Here is a 21,174-nt window from a genome sequence, read left to right on the forward strand (position 1 = left end):
ACCATGGAAAAAGCAACGAGCACCAGAAGAGCGTCTTCTAAGGAGAGCGCTTCTGAATTAGAAGAATTTTTTATCGACAGCCTGAAAGACATTTATTGGGCAGAGAAACACCTGACAAAAGCATTGGCGAAAATGCAGAAAGCAGCAACATCCGAAGAGCTTGCCAGTGCATTTGCAGATCACCTCACCGTTACTCAGGAACACGTTGCACGCGTTGAAAAAGTATTTGAACTGTTGGACAAAAAACCACAGGCAAAAAAATGCGAAGCAATGGAAGGCCTGATCAAAGAAGGTGAAGATATAATTTCGGAAACAGAGAAAGGTTCTTCTACACGCGATGTAGGTCTGATCCTGGCAGCCCAGAAAGTTGAGCACTACGAAATCGCTACCTATGGTGGTTTGGCACAGCTTGCCAAAACCATGGGACGCGATGATATCAAACAGATACTTGGTCAGACACTGAATGAAGAAAAGCAGGCTGATGAACTTCTCACATCACTGGCGGAAGCTGACATTAACGAAGCTGCTGAGCAGGAATAAGGATCCCATCCCCTTACAACCAGAAGTCAGGATGTAACGTCCTGACTTTTTTATTACAAACATTTACTGCCTTGAATATCGCCTTAACGCATAAGGAGTTTATACGCATAAACCGTAACTACGAGCGGGCCGCTAAAGCTATAGCATTAAAATATGTGAGCGATAACAGTCCGGGTATAGTGCGTATGCGCAAGGGTACAGGCTATACCTATTTGCTGGATCAAAAGCCGGTACGCAATAAAAAAGACCTGGAGCGTATAAAGAAACTCGCTATACCACCGTCATGGTCAAGCGTGTGGATCTGCGCTGATGAAACCGGCCACATACAAGCTACAGGTTACGACCTTCGTAGTCGCAAACAATATCGTTATCATGCATTGTGGACAGCGCTCCGAAACGAAACTAAATTTCACAGACTATACGAGTTTGGTAAAGCATTACCGGCATTGCGCCTGAAAGTGGAAGGTGATCTGAACAAAAAGACACTTTGCGAAGAAAGAGTTATAGCCACGGTAATCGCGTTGATGGAGCGCACCTATATACGCGTGGGTAATGAAGGATATGAAAAACTGTACGGTTCGTATGGACTTACAACGCTAAAAGATAAACATGTTGCGATTGATGGCAGTAAACTTGAATTCTCATTCAAAGGGAAGAAAGGAATTTTTCAGCGTATATCAATAAAAAACAAGCGACTGGCCAATATTGTAAAGCAATGTCGCGAAATACCAGGCAAAGAACTTTTTCAGTATTACGATGCTAACGGAATACGAAAATCTATTGATTCTGGAATGGTAAATAGTTATATTCATGATGCAACCGGATTTGACTTTACCGCCAAAGATTTCAGAACGTGGGCAGGCTCATTACACTTTCTTCGCGAACTGAAATCGCTGGGAGATGTAACGACAGACAGCGAATGCAAAAAGAATATTTTACAGGCACTCGATGCTGTAAGTAAAAAACTAGGCAACACGCGGATGATCTGTCGCAAATACTATGTACACCCTGCATTGGTAAAACTATACGAAGACCGCAACCTGAAACGCTACCTCGATGAACTCGACACGATAGAAGAACCCGATGGCAAAGCAGACCTGACAGGAGATGAGAAGATACTGATGAAAATAGCTTCTAGCTACTAGCTACCATGTGCAAGACGTGTGAGCCTGAGTGACGAGTGTGTTTGGCTGATATATACACCCCATCAGGCCACGGACACACAGTACTTTGTAGCCAGAAGCCAGATATATAGCGCTGCATGGCACACCATCTCACACGCACACCGCTAGCAACTGGTAGCTGGTAGCTCGCAGCTTTTCTTCCCGCAGCTAAAAGCTCGCAGCTATTTCAGTATCTTGCGGCATGCTACTATACAACGTAACAGTCGGTATCGACAAGGAAATTGAACAAGAGTGGATAGACTGGATGAAACAACAGTATATCCCCGTGGTAATGAAAACAGAGATGTTTACAGATTGGAAGATGTACAAAGTACTGCACGACCAGGAAGACGGATCAGTTTCCTATAGTGTTCAGTATTTCGCTGCCGATATTCAGGAAGTGGTAAACTTTGTGGAGAAAGTTGAACCGGAGCTGAATAAAGAATTTCAGAAACGGTTCAAAGATCGGCACGTTGCCTTCCGTACGCTTCTCGAAGAGGTCTGAAACAAAAGATTTTTTGCTTTTGTTTATACAACATCCTGTTATGTCTTGATCTTAATAACATTTCAGATATATGAACGTCAGGAAGATTAGTCCCGAAGAAATTCCGATGGTGCATTTTACGCATCAGGATGTATTGCGTGATGAAGAACAAAAAGTCCTTCGTGCACACAAACTTGTGAAAGCAGTTATGATCAGCAACCTCGAACACCAGGATGTTGGATTGATCATGCAATTGGAAGATGGTGAAGTAATAGAAACCTTCTCGAACCTTGTTGACTTTGCTGACAACTATGTTGAGGTGAAGGGGGGTAAGTTTATTCCGGTGTGGGCGATTGTAGATGTCGAAGCCTAGAATTGGAAAATTGCAAGATTCGAAAATTGTAAGATTTACCAGATCAGCTATACAACATTTTATAATTCTTTCGGGGATTATTGAGCCCGTCCTGTTGTGGGTATAAAAAGCGATCTCCCTGTATACTATCAGGGAGATTGCTTCCTCGTGGGGCGCTATATGCGTTATTTTTTACCAGGATACTTCGATTTATGCTCGTCAAACAGTTCCTGAGGCTTGTCTCCACTAAAATCAAGATCAATTTTCGGAGTGGCAAACAGATCAACACCCTTTAGTATATCGGGTAATTTGGCTGATATCGACCAGTTCTTCCCTGACATCGATATATATACTCCACGATCGTTGTCATAATATACCGGGTAATCCTGAAAATATACATAACGGGTTTTAGCACGATACCCGTGAGCCGGTGCCCAAGGCGGAGGACCTCCACCTTTCTTTTCATTCTTTTGTTTTTTCTTGCTCTTTCCCTGAGCCATTACATCCGCAGTTGAAAGCGCAGTAACAGCAAACAGCACGAGCATGAGTAGTCGCAGGTTTTTCATGGTTTTAATTTTAACTCAAAGATGACGAACCCATCACCACAACACCCTTCAAAAACTATAAAAAACTTACCAGATGTAAATTTATACTTATGCTAAAGTTTTGCCTGGCCAGAAACGTATTTCGCGATCTGGTCGCGTTCCAGTGTACAGTTAATCCATTCGTTGTCGAACCTGGTTCCGTACTTTTTATAGAAATTTATAGCGGGATCGTTCCAGTCAAGCACCTGCCACATCATACCCGAACAATTCTGCTCCAGCGAATGTTGCATGGTGCGATCGAACAATACCTTACCAATGCCTTTCCCGCGTTCGGCTTCCGTTACAATGATATCTTCCAGGTATAGGCGCTTGCCTTTCCACGTGGAGTAACGCCAGTAATACAGCGATAACCCTATAATTCCATTTTCATTTTCTGCAACAAAGAAACCATACACAGGGTTGGGGCCAAAACCATCGAATTCCATCAGCTCAACCGTATTGATCACTTCATGCGGGGCTCGCTCATACTCGGCAAGCTCTTTAATCAATTCGAGCACGCGGGGCAGATCATCTTTTTTACCGATGCGTATCGTAACATTACTCATATACTCAAAAATAAAAGAGGCAGACCGTATATAGACTGCCTCTTCCAAAAATTTACAGGAAATTTATAGTCACATCTCTTTCTTCGCCACTGGCGGAACAATGCCCATGTTATACCACGCGAATACATATTGATCGGCTGTAGATTCTATAGCCTTTGACAAGTTGGATGCTCCGTGACCGGATTTCGTATCGATACGAATCAAAACCGGCATATTGCCCGCCTGGCTTTGCTGCAATGTAGCCGCGAACTTGAACGAGTGCGCAGGCACCACACGATCGTCATGATCTGCCGTAGTTACCATCGTAGCCGGATAGTTTGTACCGGCCTTTAACGCATGCACTGGAGAATACTTCTTCAAGTACTCAAACATTTCTTTTGAATCATCGGCTGTACCATAGTCATACGCCCAGCCTGCACCTGCGGTAAAGGTGTGGTAACGCAGCATGTCCATGACACCTACTGCGGGCAGTGCTACTTTAGCCAGATCAGGGCGCTGCGTCATGGTAGCGCCTACCAGCAAGCCACCGTTAGAACCTCCGGATATAGCAAGATATTCACTTGAGGTATATTTCTCTTTGATCAGGTATTCAGCAGCGGCTATAAAATCATCAAACACATTTTGCTTATTGAGTTTTGTTCCGGCCTGGTGCCATTTTTCACCGTATTCACCACCACCGCGCAAATTTGGTTGTGCATATATACCACCGTTCTCCAGCCACACGATGCGTGAAGTATTAAAGCCTGGTGTAAGACTGACGCTGAAACCTCCATATGCATATAGCATCGTTGGGTTCTTGCCATTCAGCTCAATGCCTTTCTTATACACAATAAACATCGGCACCTTCGTTCCATCTTTACTGGTATAGAATACCTGTTTTGTCTCATACGCTTCCGGATCGAAATCAACTTTCGGCTTTTCATATAGCGTAGATTTACCGGACGCTATATCATACTTGAAAATAGATGTAGGATAGGTAAATGAAGTATAGGAATAATATACTTCTTTATCAGTCACCTTTCCACCAAAACCACCGGCAGAACCTATACCCGGCAATGCTACCTCACGCTCCAGTTTACCTTTATAGTCATATTGCTTTACCAGCGTGCTGGCATCTTTCAGGTAGTTTACAAATAACTTCTTACCGGCTGTGCTTACACCTTGCAGTGCATTGTCAGTTTCAGGAATTATATCTTTCCAATGTTCCGGTGTAGGATTTGCAAAGTCAACTTCAACGATGCGATCGTTCGGAGCATTGAGGTTCGTCTGGATGATGAGACGCGAACCATCGTTATCGATAACATTATGGTTGTTATCAAAATTACTTACCAGGTTCACCAATTTACCTTTCGGATCGTTCAGATCCTGTACATATAGTTCATTACCGGTAGTACTCGTAGCGGCCGATACTATAAGGAAGCGTTCATCCTCCGTTAAACCGGCACCTATATATCTGCGTGGTGTTTTCTCTCCGCCAAATACCAATACATCCTGTTGCTGTGGCGTGCCGAGTTTATGATAATATAGTTTGTGATGCTGAGTTTTGGATGACAGCTCGCTGCCTTTCGGTTTATCGTAACTGCTATAGTAAAAACCTTCGGTACCTTTCCAGGCTATACCGGTAAATTTCAGATCACGAAGCGAATCTTCCACCACCGACTTATCGGCTGTCTTAATAACAATAGCCTTGCGCCAGTCAGATCCACCTTCAGATATCAGGTATGCAGCCATCGAACCATCCTTCGTAAAGAACACTCCGCTGAGTCCTGTTGTACCATCTTTTGAAAATGTATTCGGATCGAGAAATACTTCCGGTGTACCAGTTTCACCTTTCTTACGGTAGAGCACGCTGTGGTTTTGTAAGCCATCGTTCTTATAGAAGTAATACCATTCTCCTTCCTTGAACGGTGCACCGAGGCGTTCGTAATTATATACTTGTTCCAGGCGTTTCTTTACTGTCTCACGATAGGGTATCTTTTCAAGGAAGCCAAACGTTATGTCGTTCTGCGCTTTTACCCACTCGCCTGTCTCTTTGGCCGTATCATTTTCCAACCAGCGGTACGGGTCTGCTACCTGCTCGCCGAAGTATGTATCAACTGTATCTACCTTTTTTGTCTCCGGATATTTCATGCTTGTCGTTTCTTCTTTTTTAGTGGAACATGCCAGCGCCACCCATGCGCAGCAAGTTATCAGTAAATAGGTTCGGTTTCTCATGCTATACATTTAAAAGTTCTATAAAATAAGATTGAGGTATCGGGTTTGACAATATAGTTGTGATGAGTGGCATAACTTTTTAAAAGTTGCATTGTTTATACTCTGAAAAAAAACACCGAAATGAATACCACACTTCTCCGTATAGCAGCAACACTGTCGTTTGCAGGTACTATAACTGTAAATGCGCTGGCAAATATACTTCCCATTAACGGGTTGAATACAGGCCAGGTGTCTGATCTATACCCAAGCCTCTTTACACCGGCCGGGTTAACATTCTCTATCTGGAGCGTTATCTATTTTCTGCTGGCGGGCTTTGTGGTGATGAGCTGGCTACGATCAGACGATAAAATGATCAACCGTGTGCTGCCGTGGTTTATATTCACCTGTGTGTTGAATATGGGCTGGATATTAGCGTGGCACCATTTGCTCGCAACGCTATCCGTATTTATCATGCTGGCCCTGTTAAGTATACTCACCTATATCTTTCGGATGCTGCACCAAAGTGATAGCGCGGATATGAAACTAAAACTGTGGGTTATATTGCCTTTCACAGTATACCTCGCCTGGATATGCGTTGCCACAATTGCCAATATAGCCGCTTGGCTAATAGCGCTTGGCTGGCAGGGCGGATCGATACCACCGCAGTTGTGGACTATCCTGATGATGACTATAGCCGCTGCGCTCGCCCTGAAAGTAACAATCGACTACCGGGTACCGTTCTTTTCCCTGGTGGTGATCTGGGCGCTGTTCGGTATATATTTCCGGTGGCACAACAGCAGCTATTCATCCATTACCATTGCCGCTATGGTGTTGATGACATTTCTGGCCGTAGGCATTTTCTACGTGATGCGAAAGCGAACCACCGCTTAGCTCTCATTATCAAAATATAGCTTGTAGTAATGTTTGCCTGTTACTTCATCAAAACCTTTTTCGATGAGTTCGCGATTGCCATGTATATAGATGTGAAAGTTCTTGTCAAGCTTTAACACACTCTTGAACACCTTCGCCTGTCGCTTTACAGCCTGTGCAGAAATCTCAAAGTGATCGATCACATCAAAATTATGCTTGCCCATAAAATCATTTCCATAATTCCGGAACGACTCGATAACATCAACATTGCCCAGTACATTTACCTCAAAATCAGATTTACTAAACTCCTCATTCGAGCGAAAGAATTCCATCGAGCGATTTAACAGATCAATCTTGTCTGCCTTCGACACACTAAATTCTTCCGACAACTGTTCTTCCACATACTGCTTGGTGAGTTTCATAAAGTTGTTGGTATGATGGTATGCATCGGAGCGCGGCTTTATATTCAAAAAGTCGTGCTTCCAGAAATGCGCGTCTGATTTATTGATGTTGTCTACAATCAACACTTTATACCCCTCATCCTTCTCTGCATTCAGAATAAGACAACCTTTATCCAGCTTTTTGATATTTATACCTTCATCGGCACTCATTTCAAATTGTGAGGAGAGCTTCAGGTAATTCTCTTTGTTCTCCGATTTAAATATACCGATCGCCTCAGCGCTCATGTTCTGTACTTCAATGGAGTCGAAGAAGGCTATATATAATTCACCGGCTTTTATATTCGGGTGTTGCGTAGCATCGTAAAGATGGCGCGCTATATTTACCGAATTCTCGTGAAATGTTTCCGGGTTGGTAAACGTATCTAAAGCAAATTTATAGATCGGGTTAAGCGTAAAGTCTTCGTTGGAGAACGTAAACGTGTTATACTCCGGAGTGTTGAAGTTCGAGAGAAAGTACGTGCGCAAAAGCTGGTGTACCTTTTCATTGTCCACATCGATAGGAGCTTCCGAGAGGCGCAGCGATTCGCCATTAACAGGGTTACCTACATAGTGTGCAGACACTTGTTGAATATTAGTAAGGGATGAGTCGATCATATCCATAGCACGAGCATTTTTTAAAAAACATAGCCCACGGGTTTTTACACCGCGGGCCAGTTAACCTGTATTCGCTATCGTTTTTGTTTTTACTTAGTTGATGATATCAAAACCCGTATACGGCACCAGCACTTTGGGTATGCGTATGCCATCTTTGGTTTGATTGTTTTCCAATATAGCCGCTACAATGCGAGGCAACGCCAGTGCACTGCCGTTAAGCGTGTGCAGCAATTGTGATTTGCCTTCCTTACTTTTATAGCGCAGCTTTAAACGGTTGGCCTGAAACGTTTCGAAGTTACTTACTGAACTTACTTCGAGCCAGCGTTGTTGTGCTGCAGAGAATACTTCCATATCGTAGGTCATGGCTGAATTAAAACCCATGTCGCCACCGCAGAGTAATAATTTGCGATACGGTAACTCAAGCTTCTCCAGCAAGCCCTGCACGTGAGCACACATATCGTCAAGTGCCTGGTATGATTCTTCTGCTTTTCTGATTTGTACAATCTCAACTTTGTCGAATTGATGCAGGCGATTCAAACCACGCACGTGTGCTCCCCAGCTGCCGGCCTCGCGCCTGAAGCAAGGAGTATATCCGGCATTTTTGATCGGCAGTTCATCTTCGGCAACCAGTACATCACGGTATAAATTCGTGATGGGTACTTCGGCAGTAGGTATCAGGTACAGACCATCTTCATTTACGAAGTACATCTGTCCTTCCTTGTCAGGAAGTTGTCCTGTTCCATAACCGGAAGCTTCATTTACTACTATAGGAGGTTGTATTTCTCTATAGCCAAAGCTCGCAGCTTCATCGAGAAAGAAATTGATAAGCGCGCGCTGCAGCCGTGCACCTTTCCCTTTATATACCGGAAAACCTGCACCTGAAATTTTTATACCAAGATCGAAGTCAATGATATCGTACTTCTTGATAAGTTCCCAGTGTGGAAGAGCATCCGCGTCTAGTTGAGGAACTGTGCCATGCTGGTATACACTGATGTTGTCATCAGCACCAACACCAGCCGGTACATTTTCATGCGGTACATTGGGGATCTTATATAGCAGTTCGAGTTGTTTCTTTTCGTATGCATCAAGTTCTGCTTCGAGCGATTTTACTTTATCCTTGTCAGCAGCAACCGATGCACGCAATGCAGCAGCTTCATCCTGCTTGCCCGACTTCATTAACTCTCCGATCTTCCTGGAGTCTGTATTAGATTTAGCTTTCAGTTCATCGAGTATTTTCTGAGTATCTCTTCGTAACTGATCGTTTTCGAGCACCTGATTTATCAGGGCCTTTGCATCTTTGAAATTCCGCTTGGCTAAACCCGCTATAATTTTGTCGGTTTGCTCGCGGACAATTGCTACCTGTAACATTGGTATGGATTTTTTAAAAGGCTTCAAAATTAGTTTTTTTTGATCGCCTTGTGCTTTTCTAACTGTAATAAAATATTTCTATGATTTGATAATTTTCATTTTTGGGTTATACTTGCATCATCATTCGGCTTTTATCTCAAGCCCTCTGAACATAAATCCGGAATTCTTAATCAAATTTTTGTTTTTCTTGTTAACTGTTTCACAACGTTATTATTCAGCTTTATGCTGATCACCACAACCAATTCACATATCATCATTTTTAAACACATTCATTTTTAAATCTCATGTACACTATTGACGACCTGAATGTCAGGCTTCTCTCTGAATTGAAAGAGATCGCAGAGGAGATGGGCGTAAAAAATGCCAAGAAGCTATCCAAGCAAGATCTTATCTACAAAATCCTCGATCAACAAGCTGTATCTGGTGATGCAGCCCCCGCCAAAAAGCCTGCTGCTGTTAAGACTGAAATTACTGACACTACTGCTGAAGCTGCTACACCTGAACGTAAAATGCGTCCGCGCAGACGCGAGAATGTAGCACCTGCCAATGCTTCATCAACACCTCCGCCAGCTAAAGAAGAAGCTGATTTTACTTCGGACGAGCTGCTGGATTCTATAAATCTGAACTTCGATTCTACTCCTCAGACTTTCGCTGAGAATACAGAGGAAGACGACAGCGATATTGAAAACATTATCATTAACGAAGAACCACGCCACGAGCAGCAACGTATGCCGGAGCGCCCGCAACATCAGCGCGCCTCTATACGCGAGTTCGATGGTGCTATCAGCAATGAAGGTGTACTCGAAATCATGCAGGATGGATACGGCTTCCTTCGTTCGTCAGACTATAATTACCTGGCGAGTCCCGATGATATCTATGTATCGCCATCACAGATAAAACTATTCGGCCTTAAGACCGGTGATACTGTAAAAGGTTTGATCCGTCCTCCGAAAGAAGGCGAAAAATACTTTGCACTGTTAAAGGTTGAATCGGTTAACGGTAAGACTACTGAAGAAATACGCGACCGTGTGGCTTTCGAATATCTTACTCCGCTTTTCCCGGAACAGAAACTAAAACTCAGCACTACGCCTGATAACATGTCTACACGTATACTTGATCTGTTCTCGCCTATCGGTAAAGGACAGCGCGGTATGATCGTGGCACAACCTAAAACAGGTAAAACTGTATTGCTGAAAAACATTGCCAACGCTATAGCGCAGAACCACCCGGAAGTATACCTGATTGTATTGCTGATCGATGAACGTCCGGAAGAAGTTACCGATATGGCGCGCAGTGTGAATGCAGAAGTTATTGCTTCTACATTCGATGAGCAGGCTGAACGCCACGTAAAAGTATCGAGCATTGTACTTGAGAAAGCGAAGCGTATGGTTGAGTGCGGACATGATGTAGTAATCCTACTGGATTCTATCACGCGTCTGGCACGTGCTTATAACACGGTGGTTCCTTCGTCTGGTAAAATACTTTCCGGTGGTGTGGATGCTAACGCACTGCACAAACCAAAACGTTTCTTCGGTGCTGCCCGTAAGATCGAGAACGGTGGTTCACTCACCATTATCGCTACAGCACTTATCGATACCGGCTCGAAGATGGACGAAGTTATCTTCGAAGAATTTAAAGGTACCGGTAACATGGAATTGCAGCTTGATCGCAAGCTTGCTAACCGTAGAGTATATCCTGCTATGGATGTACCTGCATCGGGCACAAGACGCGAAGACCTGCTGATGAAAGAAGACGAACTGCAACGTGTATGGATACTGCGCAAGTTTATGTCTGACATGAACTCCGTTGAAGCAATGGAATTCCTGCAAGGCAAAATGAGAGGCACCCGCACAAACGAAGAGTTCCTGCTTTCAATGAACGGATAACACTTATATACACTTCTCTTATATAGGAAGCCATCTCGGTTACGCGGGGTGGCTTTCTTTTTTTCTGAAAATTAGAAGATTGGAAAATTTTAAGATTGGAAGATTATCAATGTCCATTCTATACCCTGAATTATCGAGATATTCTGATTCATGTAGCACTCAGTTGTTGTTGCTTGCAAAGAATACTCCGCATTGAAAAAGAACTAATCCTGTTATAACTATAAGGAGAATTTGGGCATTCGTCAGGGATTCTTACTTGATTATGGTCGTAATGTAACCATAAAGTATATCTCTTAAACTTGAAAAATCCGATTGCATCTCATCAACAATCTTTCTCTGCTTCTCACTATATTCATTTATCAATCCAATCTGCGCCTTTGCTACCTCAGAATAACGATTATCAAATGGGTCTACTAGCGGATCTACAATATCGTTCATCCTACGGTCATGCATTAAGCTATGGCAACCATGAAAACATAATGCATTCAGGTCACTCAATTGTTGAGTTTTGCTTTCAATTTGCCTCTTAACATCAATAAAATTTCTATCCCGAAAGAAGATTTCAATTTTTGATGAAGCTATGGAATAAGACATTTTAGCATCGACAAGTTTCCGTAGCAACTCTTTCATATCCTCCTGTTCGAAGCTAGGCCTAGCAAGATCAATCGTTGTATTATACCACCTGTGATACTCCTCATTATAGTTGTAGATTGCATTCCTTTTTTCACTAGCAAGGCTCAAGGTTTGATTGGTGATTAACATCAATTCAGATTTCAATTTTTCAAGATTTACATTGAACTCTGCCTTGGTTTTCTCTACTGTCTTCGTTAATTCCTGTATGTCCTTTTTCGTAGCTTCATTTTCTGCCTTTTTGTTGATATATGATTTAAGATACAATGACAAAGCCGCTATGAGTAAAATAATCACACCGGAAAGTAGTTGGCTTAATGCTTCTGGACTCATATCTATATATTAACTGTTAATTAGGTCCCTAGGATTAACTTTTAAAATCTTAGCAATCTCAAAAATGGTTTCAATTGAAGGCTGTCTATGATTATTAACATACCTCGTAACCGTAACAAAATCCTTATCCAATTTCTCAGCCAACCAAGTCTGAGTTTTACCTTGCTCTTCCAATACCTCTTTAATCCGATTCAAAATCGGCTTGGTAGATTTTGTCTTCCTTTTTGCCATCATTTCAAATATCTACCTATCCAATTTGGTTATATATAACCGATTTGGTTATATTGTGCTGTTGTTTGAATTACAGATGAAAAAGAGAGTATTGAAAAAAGTCGGCCGTAAAGAACTATCGAACCGTATCATTCAACTAGAACAAGAGTTGGCTAAGCATGAAGAGGATCGGAATCAAAATTTATCGAGCTATAGCAAGTCTGAAATATTTGAAACGCTAAGTGAGTTATCTGTCGGCACAGATACTTACGAATTTCTAGGCGAACTTTTCTTTGAATTTCTGGCTAACGAGGTACGCACTACATCGCCTTCACCCGAGCGGCTTAACCTATATATAAATACCCGCCATCAGATTCATCAGCTTTATGAATTGGCGCGTGCTGCTAAAGCGTTGCGAACACACCAACATCAACAGGTCGGAGAGTAATCACCGACCTAACGAGGAATAAAGCGTGTTCAATGGAATCGGATTAAACTTAATATCCCAAATACAGGTATCTTTTATGTAAATCTCAATACCGTTTCATTCAAAGTATAATCATCCGATCATAATAATACGATTTCCTCCCTTCGGAAAGTAAATCCATTACTTCGGAAACAAAATGATGCTGTTGGGAAAGAGCAGTTAGCAAAAATCAACACAACTCTTAGGTTATGCACATAACCAAACATATTATACAGTATGAAAGCTTACTTTACAAAATTCACAATCTCATTGTTGGTATTTTTTATTTTCCTCTCCTGTAATAGGGAAGAAATAGATACACAAAAATCCCCCAGTTTATCAATTGAAGAAATTGGCAGGAAACATAATGAAATACTGGAGCAAGTTTCTACGCAGATTACAATAGAAGATGAAGACGAGATCGAAGAATTAACAATAAAGGAAGCACACCTTATAAATCGCTATTTAACAAGCAACAATTTAACATTTAAGAGCGTAAATACTATAGATATAGCAACCTCAACAAACAACACATACATCGCTCACAAGAGTATTGCAGCTCGAACACAAACTATAGCTGAAAAACTTCGTGATCAAATAAACGACCTGAATAAAGAAAATCTCATTACCTCAACAGAATCTATACTTTTAGAAAAATTAATTACACTGATAGAGGATGCTGATACTAATGGAGATTATTCTGACTTCAAGGTACGGCTTAACGATCTTCAAGATCAATAGGCAAGCGCCAATTTCAACACATCAAAAAATGAAGGCTATATAAGCGGCCTAACGCTGGCTGTCGCAGAAAATTCCTACAATTACTGGACGAATGAAAACACTGTTGCTAATGGCAAGACTCAAGCCGTACCTCTATGGGTAGGCCTAGACGCTGTGGGAGCTTTGGCAGGTGCGGGAGGTTCGTTGTGGAGTCAGCGGAATAATGAAAAAGTTGATTGGTGGGAAGTAGGGGGACAAGCTTTAATATGGGGCGCTGCCGGTTCAATACCAGGTACCAGAGCTTTCAGTAAAATTGTTAGGTAATGATATACTACATCGTAATATATATAATTAGTATCATTGTGTTGGGTATAGCCCTGGCAAAGATCAAGAGAAATATTGCTTCAAAAGCCATATACTATTCATTTAATATCGTACTACTGGTTCCATCATCATACTATATCGCAAGCAATTTTTTCTCTATTAAAGAGAACTATATTTCACTGGCTCTGTCTACGTTAGCGTTGGTGATCCTAGGGCTATTCGGTTCATTGCTGCTTTCAAAACAGATTCTGCGTTATATTAAGAGCTAATATTAATTGAAATGAAAGTATGAAGTGTTTTTTTTGAAAATTAAAAATCAAAAACACATGCGGACGTTGTTACTAATGTCATGCATTTTTACGGGCAAGAGGTGCCTCTTGCCCGCTCTTATAACCTTTACCGCGCTTACAAGCCACGCACAGAATCTAACAATCAAGAGGGCCGTACTATCTGCGACTGACCTTCAGCCCGTCAAGTTTGCATCAGTCGCCATTAGAAATAGCAATAACGGCACCTACACAAACCTTTCTGGAGAATTTACGATTTCATGCAGCAATGTCGATTCGCTAGCGATCTCAGCTATTGGTTATAAAAAGAGTATATACCATTGTGCGTCCCTGCCAGACACCATTTTGCTGCAAGACGAAATGGTGCAACTTCCTGAAATTGTAGTCTCCTCAAGAGAGCGGAAGCAACGCTCAGTTCCTATGGGCTTACACAGCATGAAACGGACGGGTGCTTACACAGGCGCCATTGCAGGAGCTCTGTATATCGCCAATACCGAGCGATTGAATGTCAGCATATCAAAAGCATTTTTTCAGCTTTCGAAAGTAACCTGGATCTACAGTACCAAGCCAAAGCTCTACAAGTTACTGGTACGATTGAAACTATATAAGCGTAACAAGTTTGATAAAGGCCCGGGCGAAGAAATAACAACAAGTAATATCGTTGAAGAAGTATCGGAGAAGCAAACGGACATCGTATTTGACATTGAGTCATTAAATATCGAGCTCCCTGCAGATGGAATTTTCATTGCGTTGGAATTCCTTGGCTATTATAGCGATAACCAATTCAATGCCTTCAGTTCAGATGACCAGAATAAGTACATTCAATACAAGGCTTCGTTCACTGATCAATATAGTACACCTGCCAGCTGGGTCCGTCTGGACTTTGAAAATGATTGGCAACCTTTAGAAACCGGGGCTACCGTGTATAACTTTAACTTTGGAATTGAGGTGAAGTGATATTCACACACGAGTAAAAATAACGTATATTGTTACCGTATGCTCACAAAGTCCGGTATGAAACCGTATATAGTTATATTACTTGTATTAATGAATGTATCCCTTCATTCCCAAATTCCGTTGACAGAATTAGAGTGTAAGGAAAGTTTGGAGAGTATAGATGGCATGAAGGTGATGTTGGTCGCGGAGAAAATGCCGGAATACAAAGGGGGACTTGGAGAGTTGGCCAAATTCATCAGTAAGAATATAAAATATCCCGAACAATCAGAATTTCAAGGATCAGTATTCACAGTATTTGTAGTCGACACATTGGGTCATGTGCGTAATGGGTGTATTCTTAAACGCTTTAAAAAAGATACACTTACACCAATAGAATTGGAGGCCTTGCGGTTAATAAAGTTGCTTCCGGATTGGACACCTGGAAAACATCAAGGCGAAAAAGTTCCGGTGCGATTTGTATTGCCTATCAAATTTTAGTTGAAATATATCAATACACTCCTGATCAATTGTACTTTCAAATTATAGACACCTAACCCGTACATACTATGTTTGCTGTTGTAGTCACGTTCATTATCGTTATCTTCATTGTGATGCTTTTCATGATTGTCAGTCCAGGCAAGGCGCAAAACATTTCCAGCAACAACGATTCAGATAGAGGCACCAATCAGGACGATATAAATCATACCATTCACAACGCATCTGTATCAGCAACAATCTGGGAGTCATCCACAGAAGCCAATAGTGATCATCATCTCCATCATTACTCGGGCTCTGATGATCCTCATAGTCACTATAACCATGATCATTCAAGCTCCCACGAAACAAGTAACGACTTCGACAGCAGCGATAGCGGTAACAGCTCTGATAGTTGGAGCAGTCCGGATTCTACTTCATCTGATTCAAGCAGCTCCTTCAGTAGTAGCGGTAACGATTAGTTCCTGAAAAACCATAATAAAAATGCGCCACTTATTGATTGACCGAATTCTAAATAAGAAAGGACTAATAGATACCGGGCAGCGATTGTCAACCATTTTAAAAGAAAAGATTTCATCGCGCGCGACACTATCACCTATAGAAAATGAAAAGATTGATAGATTCACTGATGACATTAAGAACGACAATATATATCGACTGGTTTCTGTTGGCACACCTATGGAAGACTTCACACCCGTTACATTCGATTTGATCTTTGATATGCAAGACCTTTCTATCACTGAAGAAACTAATCTCTCGCTAGAACATATTTTATGGCTAAGAAACAACTATCTCATTCAATTGCCTAAAGGCCATCATTGCGAAATATTTGTCAGATGTCATTCCGGTATACCAGAACTATTCAAGCTGTTACCAATAGATTCTTATGATCGTATTAAAATAGGACTCTGTAACAAAGAAGATTGGAACGAAGTAAGAAATAGTTTGATTGAGTCAAAGCGAGAATTTGAATCCTGGAATCTCCACAATAATCTCCCCAAAGACAAAAGCCAATACACTTCATAACGAAAGCAACGGCTTACATAGTTATGCAATTTGAAAAAATTCTGAAAGAGCTGGATGACTATCTCACAGAGAACGGCTGTTACTCAAAAGTAACGACAGAGGAAGAGATGGAGAAGACGAACACTTCTGTGAAATCCAAATGGCAGTCGAAGATCGAAGAAGCGTTGCGCATGGACCTAAGGACAATGCTTCAAAACAATAATCTTCAGGTAAAACAAACGGGGTCTATATTCGAGATCATTAGCGATGAACAAGGAGCAACTATATTTAAGTCGTTCTTCGATTTGACCGACCAGGATGAAACAATGAGCGTTGTCGTCAATTTGATTGTAAATCACAACAACGGGTTCATCTACTTAGGACAAAGCCATACGCACGAAAGCAAATATACTGGCAACAGTAAAACACTGGAACGTCTATTCAACACGCTGAAAAAGAAAGAACGAATTGGAAATTTCTTTCACACCAACCTTTATCAATTTCAATTTGACGACACACCTCCAGAGCAGGAACCATCATCATCCCGATTCGCATCGTGGTTGAGAAGAATATTTAACGCCTAAAGAATAATCGTATACATGAAGAAACAATGGACAATAGACGAAGTCCAGAACATCTGGCAACTCGCATCCAAATTACATGATGGACAAAAATATGGAGGTCCTAACGATGGCGAGAAAATTGAATATATAAATCACATCGGCAGTGTAGCTTTTGAGATACTAAATGCTATTCAACATAGTGAAGACATTGACGCAGACCTGGCTATCAAATGCGCCATTCTCCACGACACGATTGAAGACACTCCTTTTACCTACCCTAAAGTAAAAGAACTCTTCGGACAGCAAGTTGCTCATGGCGTGCTCGCATTATCTAAAAATGACAAAATAGAAGATCGTCTTGAAAAGATGCTCGACAGCTTGAGGCGAATCAAAGAACAACCAAAAGAAATCTGGGCGGTTAAACTGGCTGATAGAATTGTAAACCTATACCAGCCGCCTTACTACTGGAACAACGACAAAAAATTAAAGTATATCGAAGAAGCCGAGATTATACTGAGCGAACTAAAGGATGGCAATAAATACCTTGCCGATCGTTTGCGTGATAAAATTGATGGCTATCATCGTTTTATAACCGGTGGATAAACTTTGATTTCAGCTCTATCTTGTGGCAATGACCGGTTGATCAACTTTAGCCATCTAAAAATGCGTTTTTCATAGTAGCTTTGTACTCGTTACAGTTCGTCAATGAAAAAGCAGTTCTTTCAATACTCGTCCATAATACTGGTCATCCTCCTGATCTTCCATATAGTGAAGTTCTCACAACGCTCTTCCGAATATGCACTTAATGGTGCCGAAGATTTTCTGCGTGGTCTTCTTACAACGTTAACGTGGGCGTTCCCTATATATTTGGTCTTGTCTGTGTTAGGAGGCTATATAGTGGCATTGATCCGAAACAACCGAAGGCAGAAGCTGAGAGGGAAGTAACGATGTATTAATACTGCACGTAGTGACACAAATTCATATGAAACAATTTTTGATTCTGTGCATCATTATTGCCTTGTGTGGTTGTATTCGAGAAAACAGAAATGATGACAGGATTTATGAAGTGTTAAGTTTTGTCATTGAAGATCAAAACTTGGATAAGAATTACGGGCTAACCCTTACTCCGGAATATCAGATCGATGACACCAAAAGCAATAAAGAATTTTTGTTAAGCTTACTTGAAAGTAAAAATACAGCACAACACTCAACCGGATCAGATCGCAAGCAACACTTCTTGGAATTGAAGGTTGCCATAGAATATAATTTTAGTCTTGACAAATGCTTAAGTCCTGAAGACGTTGAAGGTATGCTATATCAATTATCATCTGCTTCAAATTTCAGTTGGAACAACAATCGACTAAAGTTTAATTTAAGCAATAAAGAAAATTGGTACGTATTTAGTCCTCCGCTGTTTTCGAAAGACGGGACGACAGCCGTAATGATGGTACGCCATTTATGTCGAGGCCTCTGCGGAAGCGGGTGGCAATTGATGCTTAAAAAGGAAAATGGTAAGTGGACAAGTCAAAGGGGAATCACTTGGCATCATTAATTTTTGTATAGCGATATATCCATTTCATAGGGATTATTCCCTATGAAATGGGATAAAGAACGCATCCATATTTGCTGTATATTAGATTTCCCAAACCCTCTTGTGCCATGCTAACAACCCATCTTAAAGTTGCCTTCCGCCATCTCACCCGAAGCAAAATCTTTACACTCATCAATGTTATAGGACTTTCTATAGGTATATCGGCTTTTCTGCTTATCGTACACTATATCAGCTTTCAGCTAAGCTACGATCAGTTCCACACCAACAAAGACTATATATACCGCATTGGACTAAAACGTTATGAGAATGGTGAATTGGTAGAAACGTCAGCCAAGACTTTCCCCGGAATACGGATGCTGTTGAAGGAGAACTTCCCGGAGGTACGAAGTGTAACAGGTTTCTATAAGATTCCCGCCAACACCGGTTTTCTGTTCCGCTACCAGGGCAAGATATATAACGAAACGGGTGGCTGGCTCAGCTCCGATTCAGCTTTCTTCGCTGTGTTTCCTTCGTTGCTACTTCACGGCAACGCAGCAACGGCTATGAAAGAACCAAATAGCATTGCGATTTCCGAGACAATAGCAAAAAAATTATTCGGAGATAAAGACCCGGTCGGCCAGATACTCGACAGAATAGACGATCACTCGGAAGGAGGTCACTATACTATACGGGGTGTAATTAAGGATATTCCGGAGAACGCACATTTCCATGCGACTATAATTGAGCAAATCAATGATACTCGTCCCGAAGCTTCAGTAGATCTCTGGGGTGAGGGAAGACTGATGACCTATGTAACCTTTTCAGACAAAATACAGCCCGATGTTATTGAACAAAAGCTTAATCGATTACTTCATCAACTGGAAAAGGAAAACAAGCTAATTAAAGATACTGAAGTATATCTTCAGCCCATTACAGACATTCATTTGTCTTCACATTGCAAGGATGAACTTGAAGCGAACGGCAACAAGGAATTACTTTATCTGCTTGGCTGTATAGGATTCATTATACTTGTAATTGCGTGGATAAACTATATTAACCTGGAGACATCGAGGTTTATTTCGCGCACCAAAGAATTTAGCGTAAGAAGAGTTATCGGTTCCGGCAAACTGAATCTGGCTGTACAATATCTCACCGAGTACTGCTGTCTCACACTAGGGGCGTTTACCCTCTCCGTTTTAGTCATTATTGCATTCGCTCCTTACTATACGGATCTCACCGGAGTTCAGCTCGAGTACATTTCGGCTAATCAGTCTTTTGTATGGACGGGTGCTGCTGTACTATTCCTGATCGGATCTGTCTCGGCGGGAATATACCCGGCTATATTTCTATTGAAGTTTGATCCTGTTGCTGCACTGAAGGGAAACATGAGTAAATATAGGTCAGGCAGCAAAGTGAGACAAACTCTCGTGGTGTTCCAATTTACGGTCTCTATTATACTTGTTGCGTTTGTCATGACCGTACAACAGCAACTTGATTTCATGAAGTTGATCAACAAAGGTATTGAACTTGAAACCGTTGTGGCGATTCGAAATCCTACCGCATACTCAAACCAGGAGTTAACCACGAAGTATGGTGAATTCGAAACATTTCAGAATAAATTACTGCAATACCCGGCTGTGCAATCACTGGCAAGTTCATCTGCTATACCCGGTTCGGAGATTGGTTTCAATTATGTCAATCTGATCAAACGAAATATAGGTGACCCCTACGATCCGGCAGTATATAAAACACTTTTTGTAAGTGCCGACTTCATCAACACCTATAACATTGATTTGATCGCTGGCAACAGTTTTGAAGTTCCATCAAAATTTAACGGCACAGCTCCATGGGAAACTGCGAACTGGTCGTCTGTGATTTTAAACGAACGCGCAATCCGTCAGCTGGGATTTACCTCTGCGTCAGAAGCGCTTAACCAGGAAATATATTTCGAAGCCTTTGATGAGCCACTGAAGTGTCGCATCATTGGTGTGATTAGCGACTATCATCACGAAGCCACCAAGAAAGAAGTATACCCTACGATCCTATTTCACAACTATGCAACTTTTCAACAGGTATATTTCTCCGTGAGATTAAAAGAAGGCAGCCGCCATCAGCAGTCGTTGTCTCAAATAGAAAGCACCTGGAGAGAACTCTTCCCGGACCGGCCATTCGACTACTTCTTCCTGGATGAATACTATGACCGTCAATTCAGAAGCGAAGTATATTTCCAGAAAATATTTACACTATTTGCAGGTATAGCGATTATTGTTGCCTGTCTTGGAATTGTAGGCATAACGCTTTTTGAAATGAATTCACGCTTGAAAGAGATCAGCATTCGTAAAGTTCTGGGAGCTTCTGTATTGGGAGTAACCATATTGCTTTCGAAAACCAACGTAAGATTAATCGCGATAGCCTCTATACTTGCCACTCCGCTCATTTATATACTGGCAAAAGAATGGTTATCAAGTTACCCGGAGCGAATTCAATTAACGGCATGGCTGGCACTGTTGCCTGTAACCGTTATCATGATTATCGTGTTAATTGTTTCAGGATTTCAAACCATAAAAACGGCTAACGCCAATCCGGTCGATCATTTGGGAGGGGAGTAAATAC

The 21,174-nt window shown here is 41.6% G+C and carries 24 protein-coding genes and 1 pseudogene; 18 read left to right on the forward strand and 7 right to left on the reverse strand.

Features of this window, described 5'->3' with window-relative positions; translation table 11 throughout:
• Positions 1-3 precede the first annotated feature (3 nt).
• The 4 genes from ACFQ21_RS22700 (at position 4) to ACFQ21_RS22715 (ending at position 2,560) form a co-directional block, all read left to right on the forward strand.
• The gene (locus ACFQ21_RS22700; RefSeq protein ID WP_377582980.1) at positions 4-540 is read left to right on the forward strand and encodes a YciE/YciF ferroxidase family protein; all 537 of its coding nucleotides are present in this window, start codon (positions 4-6) and stop codon (positions 538-540) included.
• Positions 541-611: 71 nt separating this feature from the next.
• Positions 612-1,685, forward strand: a complete 1,074-nt coding sequence (locus ACFQ21_RS22705) for a DNA topoisomerase IB (RefSeq protein WP_377582982.1) — start codon at positions 612-614, stop codon at positions 1,683-1,685.
• A 220-nt stretch (positions 1,686-1,905) separates the two neighbouring features.
• Entirely contained in the window at positions 1,906-2,208 is a 303-nt protein-coding gene (locus tag ACFQ21_RS22710; RefSeq protein ID WP_377582984.1) for a DUF4286 family protein, read from the forward strand.
• A gap of 70 nt (positions 2,209-2,278) precedes the next feature.
• Complete coding sequence (locus ACFQ21_RS22715) at positions 2,279-2,560, forward strand: hypothetical protein (RefSeq protein ID WP_377582986.1); 282 nt, start codon at positions 2,279-2,281, stop codon at positions 2,558-2,560.
• A 164-nt stretch (positions 2,561-2,724) separates the two neighbouring features.
• Here ACFQ21_RS22715 and ACFQ21_RS22720 read toward each other — a convergent pair whose 3' ends face one another.
• From ACFQ21_RS22720 to ACFQ21_RS22730, 3 genes are all read right to left on the reverse strand, one after another.
• A complete protein-coding gene (locus tag ACFQ21_RS22720) occupies positions 2,725-3,105 on the reverse strand; it encodes a hypothetical protein (RefSeq protein WP_377582988.1) in 381 nt (126 codons plus the stop codon).
• Positions 3,106-3,197: 92 nt separating this feature from the next.
• Entirely contained in the window at positions 3,198-3,689 is a 492-nt protein-coding gene (locus ACFQ21_RS22725; RefSeq protein WP_377582990.1) for a GNAT family N-acetyltransferase, read from the reverse strand.
• Positions 3,690-3,758: 69 nt separating this feature from the next.
• The gene (locus ACFQ21_RS22730; protein ID WP_377582992.1) at positions 3,759-5,903 is read right to left on the reverse strand and encodes a prolyl oligopeptidase family serine peptidase; all 2,145 of its coding nucleotides are present in this window, start codon (positions 5,901-5,903) and stop codon (positions 3,759-3,761) included.
• Between the two features lie 120 nt (positions 5,904-6,023).
• On the opposite strand from ACFQ21_RS22730, the gene ACFQ21_RS22735 reads away from it, so the two are divergent.
• A complete protein-coding gene (locus ACFQ21_RS22735) occupies positions 6,024-6,773 on the forward strand; it encodes a tryptophan-rich sensory protein (protein WP_377582994.1) in 750 nt (249 codons plus the stop codon).
• Here ACFQ21_RS22735 and ACFQ21_RS22740 read toward each other — a convergent pair.
• Positions 6,770-7,813, reverse strand: a complete 1,044-nt coding sequence (locus ACFQ21_RS22740; protein WP_377582996.1) for a nucleoid-associated protein — start codon at positions 7,811-7,813, stop codon at positions 6,770-6,772. The two genes, ACFQ21_RS22735 and ACFQ21_RS22740, sit on opposite strands and share 4 nt — an antisense overlap.
• Before the next feature lie 87 nt (positions 7,814-7,900).
• Entirely contained in the window at positions 7,901-9,175 is a 1,275-nt protein-coding gene (gene serS / locus ACFQ21_RS22745; RefSeq protein WP_377582998.1) for a serine--tRNA ligase, read from the reverse strand.
• A gap of 284 nt (positions 9,176-9,459) precedes the next feature.
• Here serS and rho point away from each other — a divergent pair, with 284 nt between their 5' ends.
• A complete protein-coding gene (gene rho, locus ACFQ21_RS22750; RefSeq protein ID WP_377583000.1) occupies positions 9,460-11,061 on the forward strand; it encodes a transcription termination factor Rho in 1,602 nt (533 codons plus the stop codon).
• A gap of 252 nt (positions 11,062-11,313) precedes the next feature.
• On the opposite strand, the gene ACFQ21_RS22755 is transcribed toward rho, so the two are convergent.
• Positions 11,314-12,024: a hypothetical protein gene (locus ACFQ21_RS22755; RefSeq protein WP_377583002.1), complete on the reverse strand. Its 711-nt coding sequence runs from the start codon at positions 12,022-12,024 to the stop codon at positions 11,314-11,316.
• Between the two features lie 9 nt (positions 12,025-12,033).
• Complete coding sequence (locus ACFQ21_RS22760; protein WP_377583004.1) at positions 12,034-12,258, reverse strand: helix-turn-helix domain-containing protein; 225 nt, start codon at positions 12,256-12,258, stop codon at positions 12,034-12,036.
• A 73-nt stretch (positions 12,259-12,331) separates the two neighbouring features.
• Here ACFQ21_RS22760 and ACFQ21_RS22765 point away from each other — a divergent pair, with 73 nt between their 5' ends.
• From ACFQ21_RS22765 to ACFQ21_RS22820, 12 genes and pseudogenes are all read left to right on the forward strand, one after another.
• The gene (locus ACFQ21_RS22765; protein ID WP_377583006.1) at positions 12,332-12,682 is read left to right on the forward strand and encodes a hypothetical protein; all 351 of its coding nucleotides are present in this window, start codon (positions 12,332-12,334) and stop codon (positions 12,680-12,682) included.
• Between the two features lie 255 nt (positions 12,683-12,937).
• A complete protein-coding gene (locus ACFQ21_RS22770) occupies positions 12,938-13,441 on the forward strand; it encodes a hypothetical protein (RefSeq protein ID WP_377583008.1) in 504 nt (167 codons plus the stop codon).
• Positions 13,442-14,088: 647 nt separating this feature from the next.
• A pseudogene (locus ACFQ21_RS22775) lies at positions 14,089-14,406 on the forward strand (carboxypeptidase-like regulatory domain-containing protein); the annotation flags it as partial.
• A gap of 60 nt (positions 14,407-14,466) precedes the next feature.
• Positions 14,467-14,988, forward strand: coding sequence for a hypothetical protein (locus ACFQ21_RS22780; protein ID WP_377584073.1), 522 nt, complete (start codon positions 14,467-14,469; stop codon positions 14,986-14,988).
• A 57-nt stretch (positions 14,989-15,045) separates the two neighbouring features.
• The gene (locus ACFQ21_RS22785; protein WP_377583010.1) at positions 15,046-15,465 is read left to right on the forward strand and encodes an energy transducer TonB; all 420 of its coding nucleotides are present in this window, start codon (positions 15,046-15,048) and stop codon (positions 15,463-15,465) included.
• 68 nt (positions 15,466-15,533) lie between these two features.
• Positions 15,534-15,923, forward strand: a complete 390-nt coding sequence (locus tag ACFQ21_RS22790; protein WP_377583012.1) for a hypothetical protein — start codon at positions 15,534-15,536, stop codon at positions 15,921-15,923.
• Between the two features lie 22 nt (positions 15,924-15,945).
• Positions 15,946-16,488, forward strand: a complete 543-nt coding sequence (locus ACFQ21_RS22795) for a hypothetical protein (RefSeq protein WP_377583014.1) — start codon at positions 15,946-15,948, stop codon at positions 16,486-16,488.
• Between the two features lie 23 nt (positions 16,489-16,511).
• Positions 16,512-17,051, forward strand: coding sequence for a hypothetical protein (locus ACFQ21_RS22800; RefSeq protein ID WP_377583016.1), 540 nt, complete (start codon positions 16,512-16,514; stop codon positions 17,049-17,051).
• Positions 17,052-17,066: 15 nt separating this feature from the next.
• On the forward strand, positions 17,067-17,633 hold the full coding sequence (locus tag ACFQ21_RS22805) for an HD domain-containing protein (RefSeq protein WP_377583018.1): 567 nt from the start codon (positions 17,067-17,069) through the stop codon (positions 17,631-17,633).
• Between the two features lie 102 nt (positions 17,634-17,735).
• Positions 17,736-17,975 (forward strand): hypothetical protein, encoded by a 240-nt coding sequence (locus ACFQ21_RS22810; protein WP_377583020.1) that lies wholly within the window; start codon positions 17,736-17,738, stop codon positions 17,973-17,975.
• Positions 17,976-18,012: 37 nt separating this feature from the next.
• Positions 18,013-18,582, forward strand: a complete 570-nt coding sequence (locus tag ACFQ21_RS22815; protein WP_377583022.1) for a hypothetical protein — start codon at positions 18,013-18,015, stop codon at positions 18,580-18,582.
• Positions 18,583-18,689: 107 nt separating this feature from the next.
• The gene (locus tag ACFQ21_RS22820) at positions 18,690-21,170 is read left to right on the forward strand and encodes an ABC transporter permease (protein ID WP_377583024.1); all 2,481 of its coding nucleotides are present in this window, start codon (positions 18,690-18,692) and stop codon (positions 21,168-21,170) included.
• The last annotated feature ends 4 nt before the right edge of the window (positions 21,171-21,174 follow it).

The organism is Ohtaekwangia kribbensis, assembly GCF_042676245.1.
In the GTDB taxonomy this organism is placed as follows: Bacteria; Bacteroidota; Bacteroidia; order Cytophagales; family Cyclobacteriaceae; genus Ohtaekwangia; species Ohtaekwangia kribbensis.

What these genes read in the sequence shown, in the direction of transcription:
- ACFQ21_RS22700 (WP_377582980.1), top strand. Translation starts at nt 4, where the DNA reads ATGGAAAAAGCAACGAGCACCAGAAGAGCGTCTTCTAAGGAGAGCGCT.
- ACFQ21_RS22710 (WP_377582984.1), top strand. Translation starts at nt 1,906, where the DNA reads ATGCTACTATACAACGTAACAGTCGGTATCGACAAGGAAATTGAACAA.
- ACFQ21_RS22715 (WP_377582986.1), top strand. Translation starts at nt 2,279, where the DNA reads ATGAACGTCAGGAAGATTAGTCCCGAAGAAATTCCGATGGTGCATTTT.
- ACFQ21_RS22720 (WP_377582988.1), bottom strand. Translation starts at nt 3,105, where the DNA reads ATGAAAAACCTGCGACTACTCATGCTCGTGCTGTTTGCTGTTACTGCG.
- ACFQ21_RS22725 (WP_377582990.1), bottom strand. Translation starts at nt 3,689, where the DNA reads ATGAGTAATGTTACGATACGCATCGGTAAAAAAGATGATCTGCCCCGC.
- ACFQ21_RS22730 (WP_377582992.1), bottom strand. Translation starts at nt 5,903, where the DNA reads ATGAGAAACCGAACCTATTTACTGATAACTTGCTGCGCATGGGTGGCG.
- ACFQ21_RS22735 (WP_377582994.1), top strand. Translation starts at nt 6,024, where the DNA reads ATGAATACCACACTTCTCCGTATAGCAGCAACACTGTCGTTTGCAGGT.
- ACFQ21_RS22740 (WP_377582996.1), bottom strand. Translation starts at nt 7,813, where the DNA reads ATGGATATGATCGACTCATCCCTTACTAATATTCAACAAGTGTCTGCA.
- serS (WP_377582998.1), bottom strand. Translation starts at nt 9,175, where the DNA reads ATGTTACAGGTAGCAATTGTCCGCGAGCAAACCGACAAAATTATAGCG.
- rho (WP_377583000.1), top strand. Translation starts at nt 9,460, where the DNA reads ATGTACACTATTGACGACCTGAATGTCAGGCTTCTCTCTGAATTGAAA.
- ACFQ21_RS22755 (WP_377583002.1), bottom strand. Translation starts at nt 12,024, where the DNA reads ATGAGTCCAGAAGCATTAAGCCAACTACTTTCCGGTGTGATTATTTTA.
- ACFQ21_RS22760 (WP_377583004.1), bottom strand. Translation starts at nt 12,258, where the DNA reads ATGATGGCAAAAAGGAAGACAAAATCTACCAAGCCGATTTTGAATCGG.
- ACFQ21_RS22765 (WP_377583006.1), top strand. Translation starts at nt 12,332, where the DNA reads ATGAAAAAGAGAGTATTGAAAAAAGTCGGCCGTAAAGAACTATCGAAC.
- ACFQ21_RS22770 (WP_377583008.1), top strand. Translation starts at nt 12,938, where the DNA reads ATGAAAGCTTACTTTACAAAATTCACAATCTCATTGTTGGTATTTTTT.
- ACFQ21_RS22780 (WP_377584073.1), top strand. Translation starts at nt 14,467, where the DNA reads ATGAAACGGACGGGTGCTTACACAGGCGCCATTGCAGGAGCTCTGTAT.
- ACFQ21_RS22785 (WP_377583010.1), top strand. Translation starts at nt 15,046, where the DNA reads ATGAAACCGTATATAGTTATATTACTTGTATTAATGAATGTATCCCTT.
- ACFQ21_RS22790 (WP_377583012.1), top strand. Translation starts at nt 15,534, where the DNA reads ATGTTTGCTGTTGTAGTCACGTTCATTATCGTTATCTTCATTGTGATG.
- ACFQ21_RS22795 (WP_377583014.1), top strand. Translation starts at nt 15,946, where the DNA reads ATGCGCCACTTATTGATTGACCGAATTCTAAATAAGAAAGGACTAATA.
- ACFQ21_RS22800 (WP_377583016.1), top strand. Translation starts at nt 16,512, where the DNA reads ATGCAATTTGAAAAAATTCTGAAAGAGCTGGATGACTATCTCACAGAG.
- ACFQ21_RS22805 (WP_377583018.1), top strand. Translation starts at nt 17,067, where the DNA reads ATGAAGAAACAATGGACAATAGACGAAGTCCAGAACATCTGGCAACTC.
- ACFQ21_RS22810 (WP_377583020.1), top strand. Translation starts at nt 17,736, where the DNA reads ATGAAAAAGCAGTTCTTTCAATACTCGTCCATAATACTGGTCATCCTC.
- ACFQ21_RS22815 (WP_377583022.1), top strand. Translation starts at nt 18,013, where the DNA reads ATGAAACAATTTTTGATTCTGTGCATCATTATTGCCTTGTGTGGTTGT.
- ACFQ21_RS22820 (WP_377583024.1), top strand. Translation starts at nt 18,690, where the DNA reads ATGCTAACAACCCATCTTAAAGTTGCCTTCCGCCATCTCACCCGAAGC.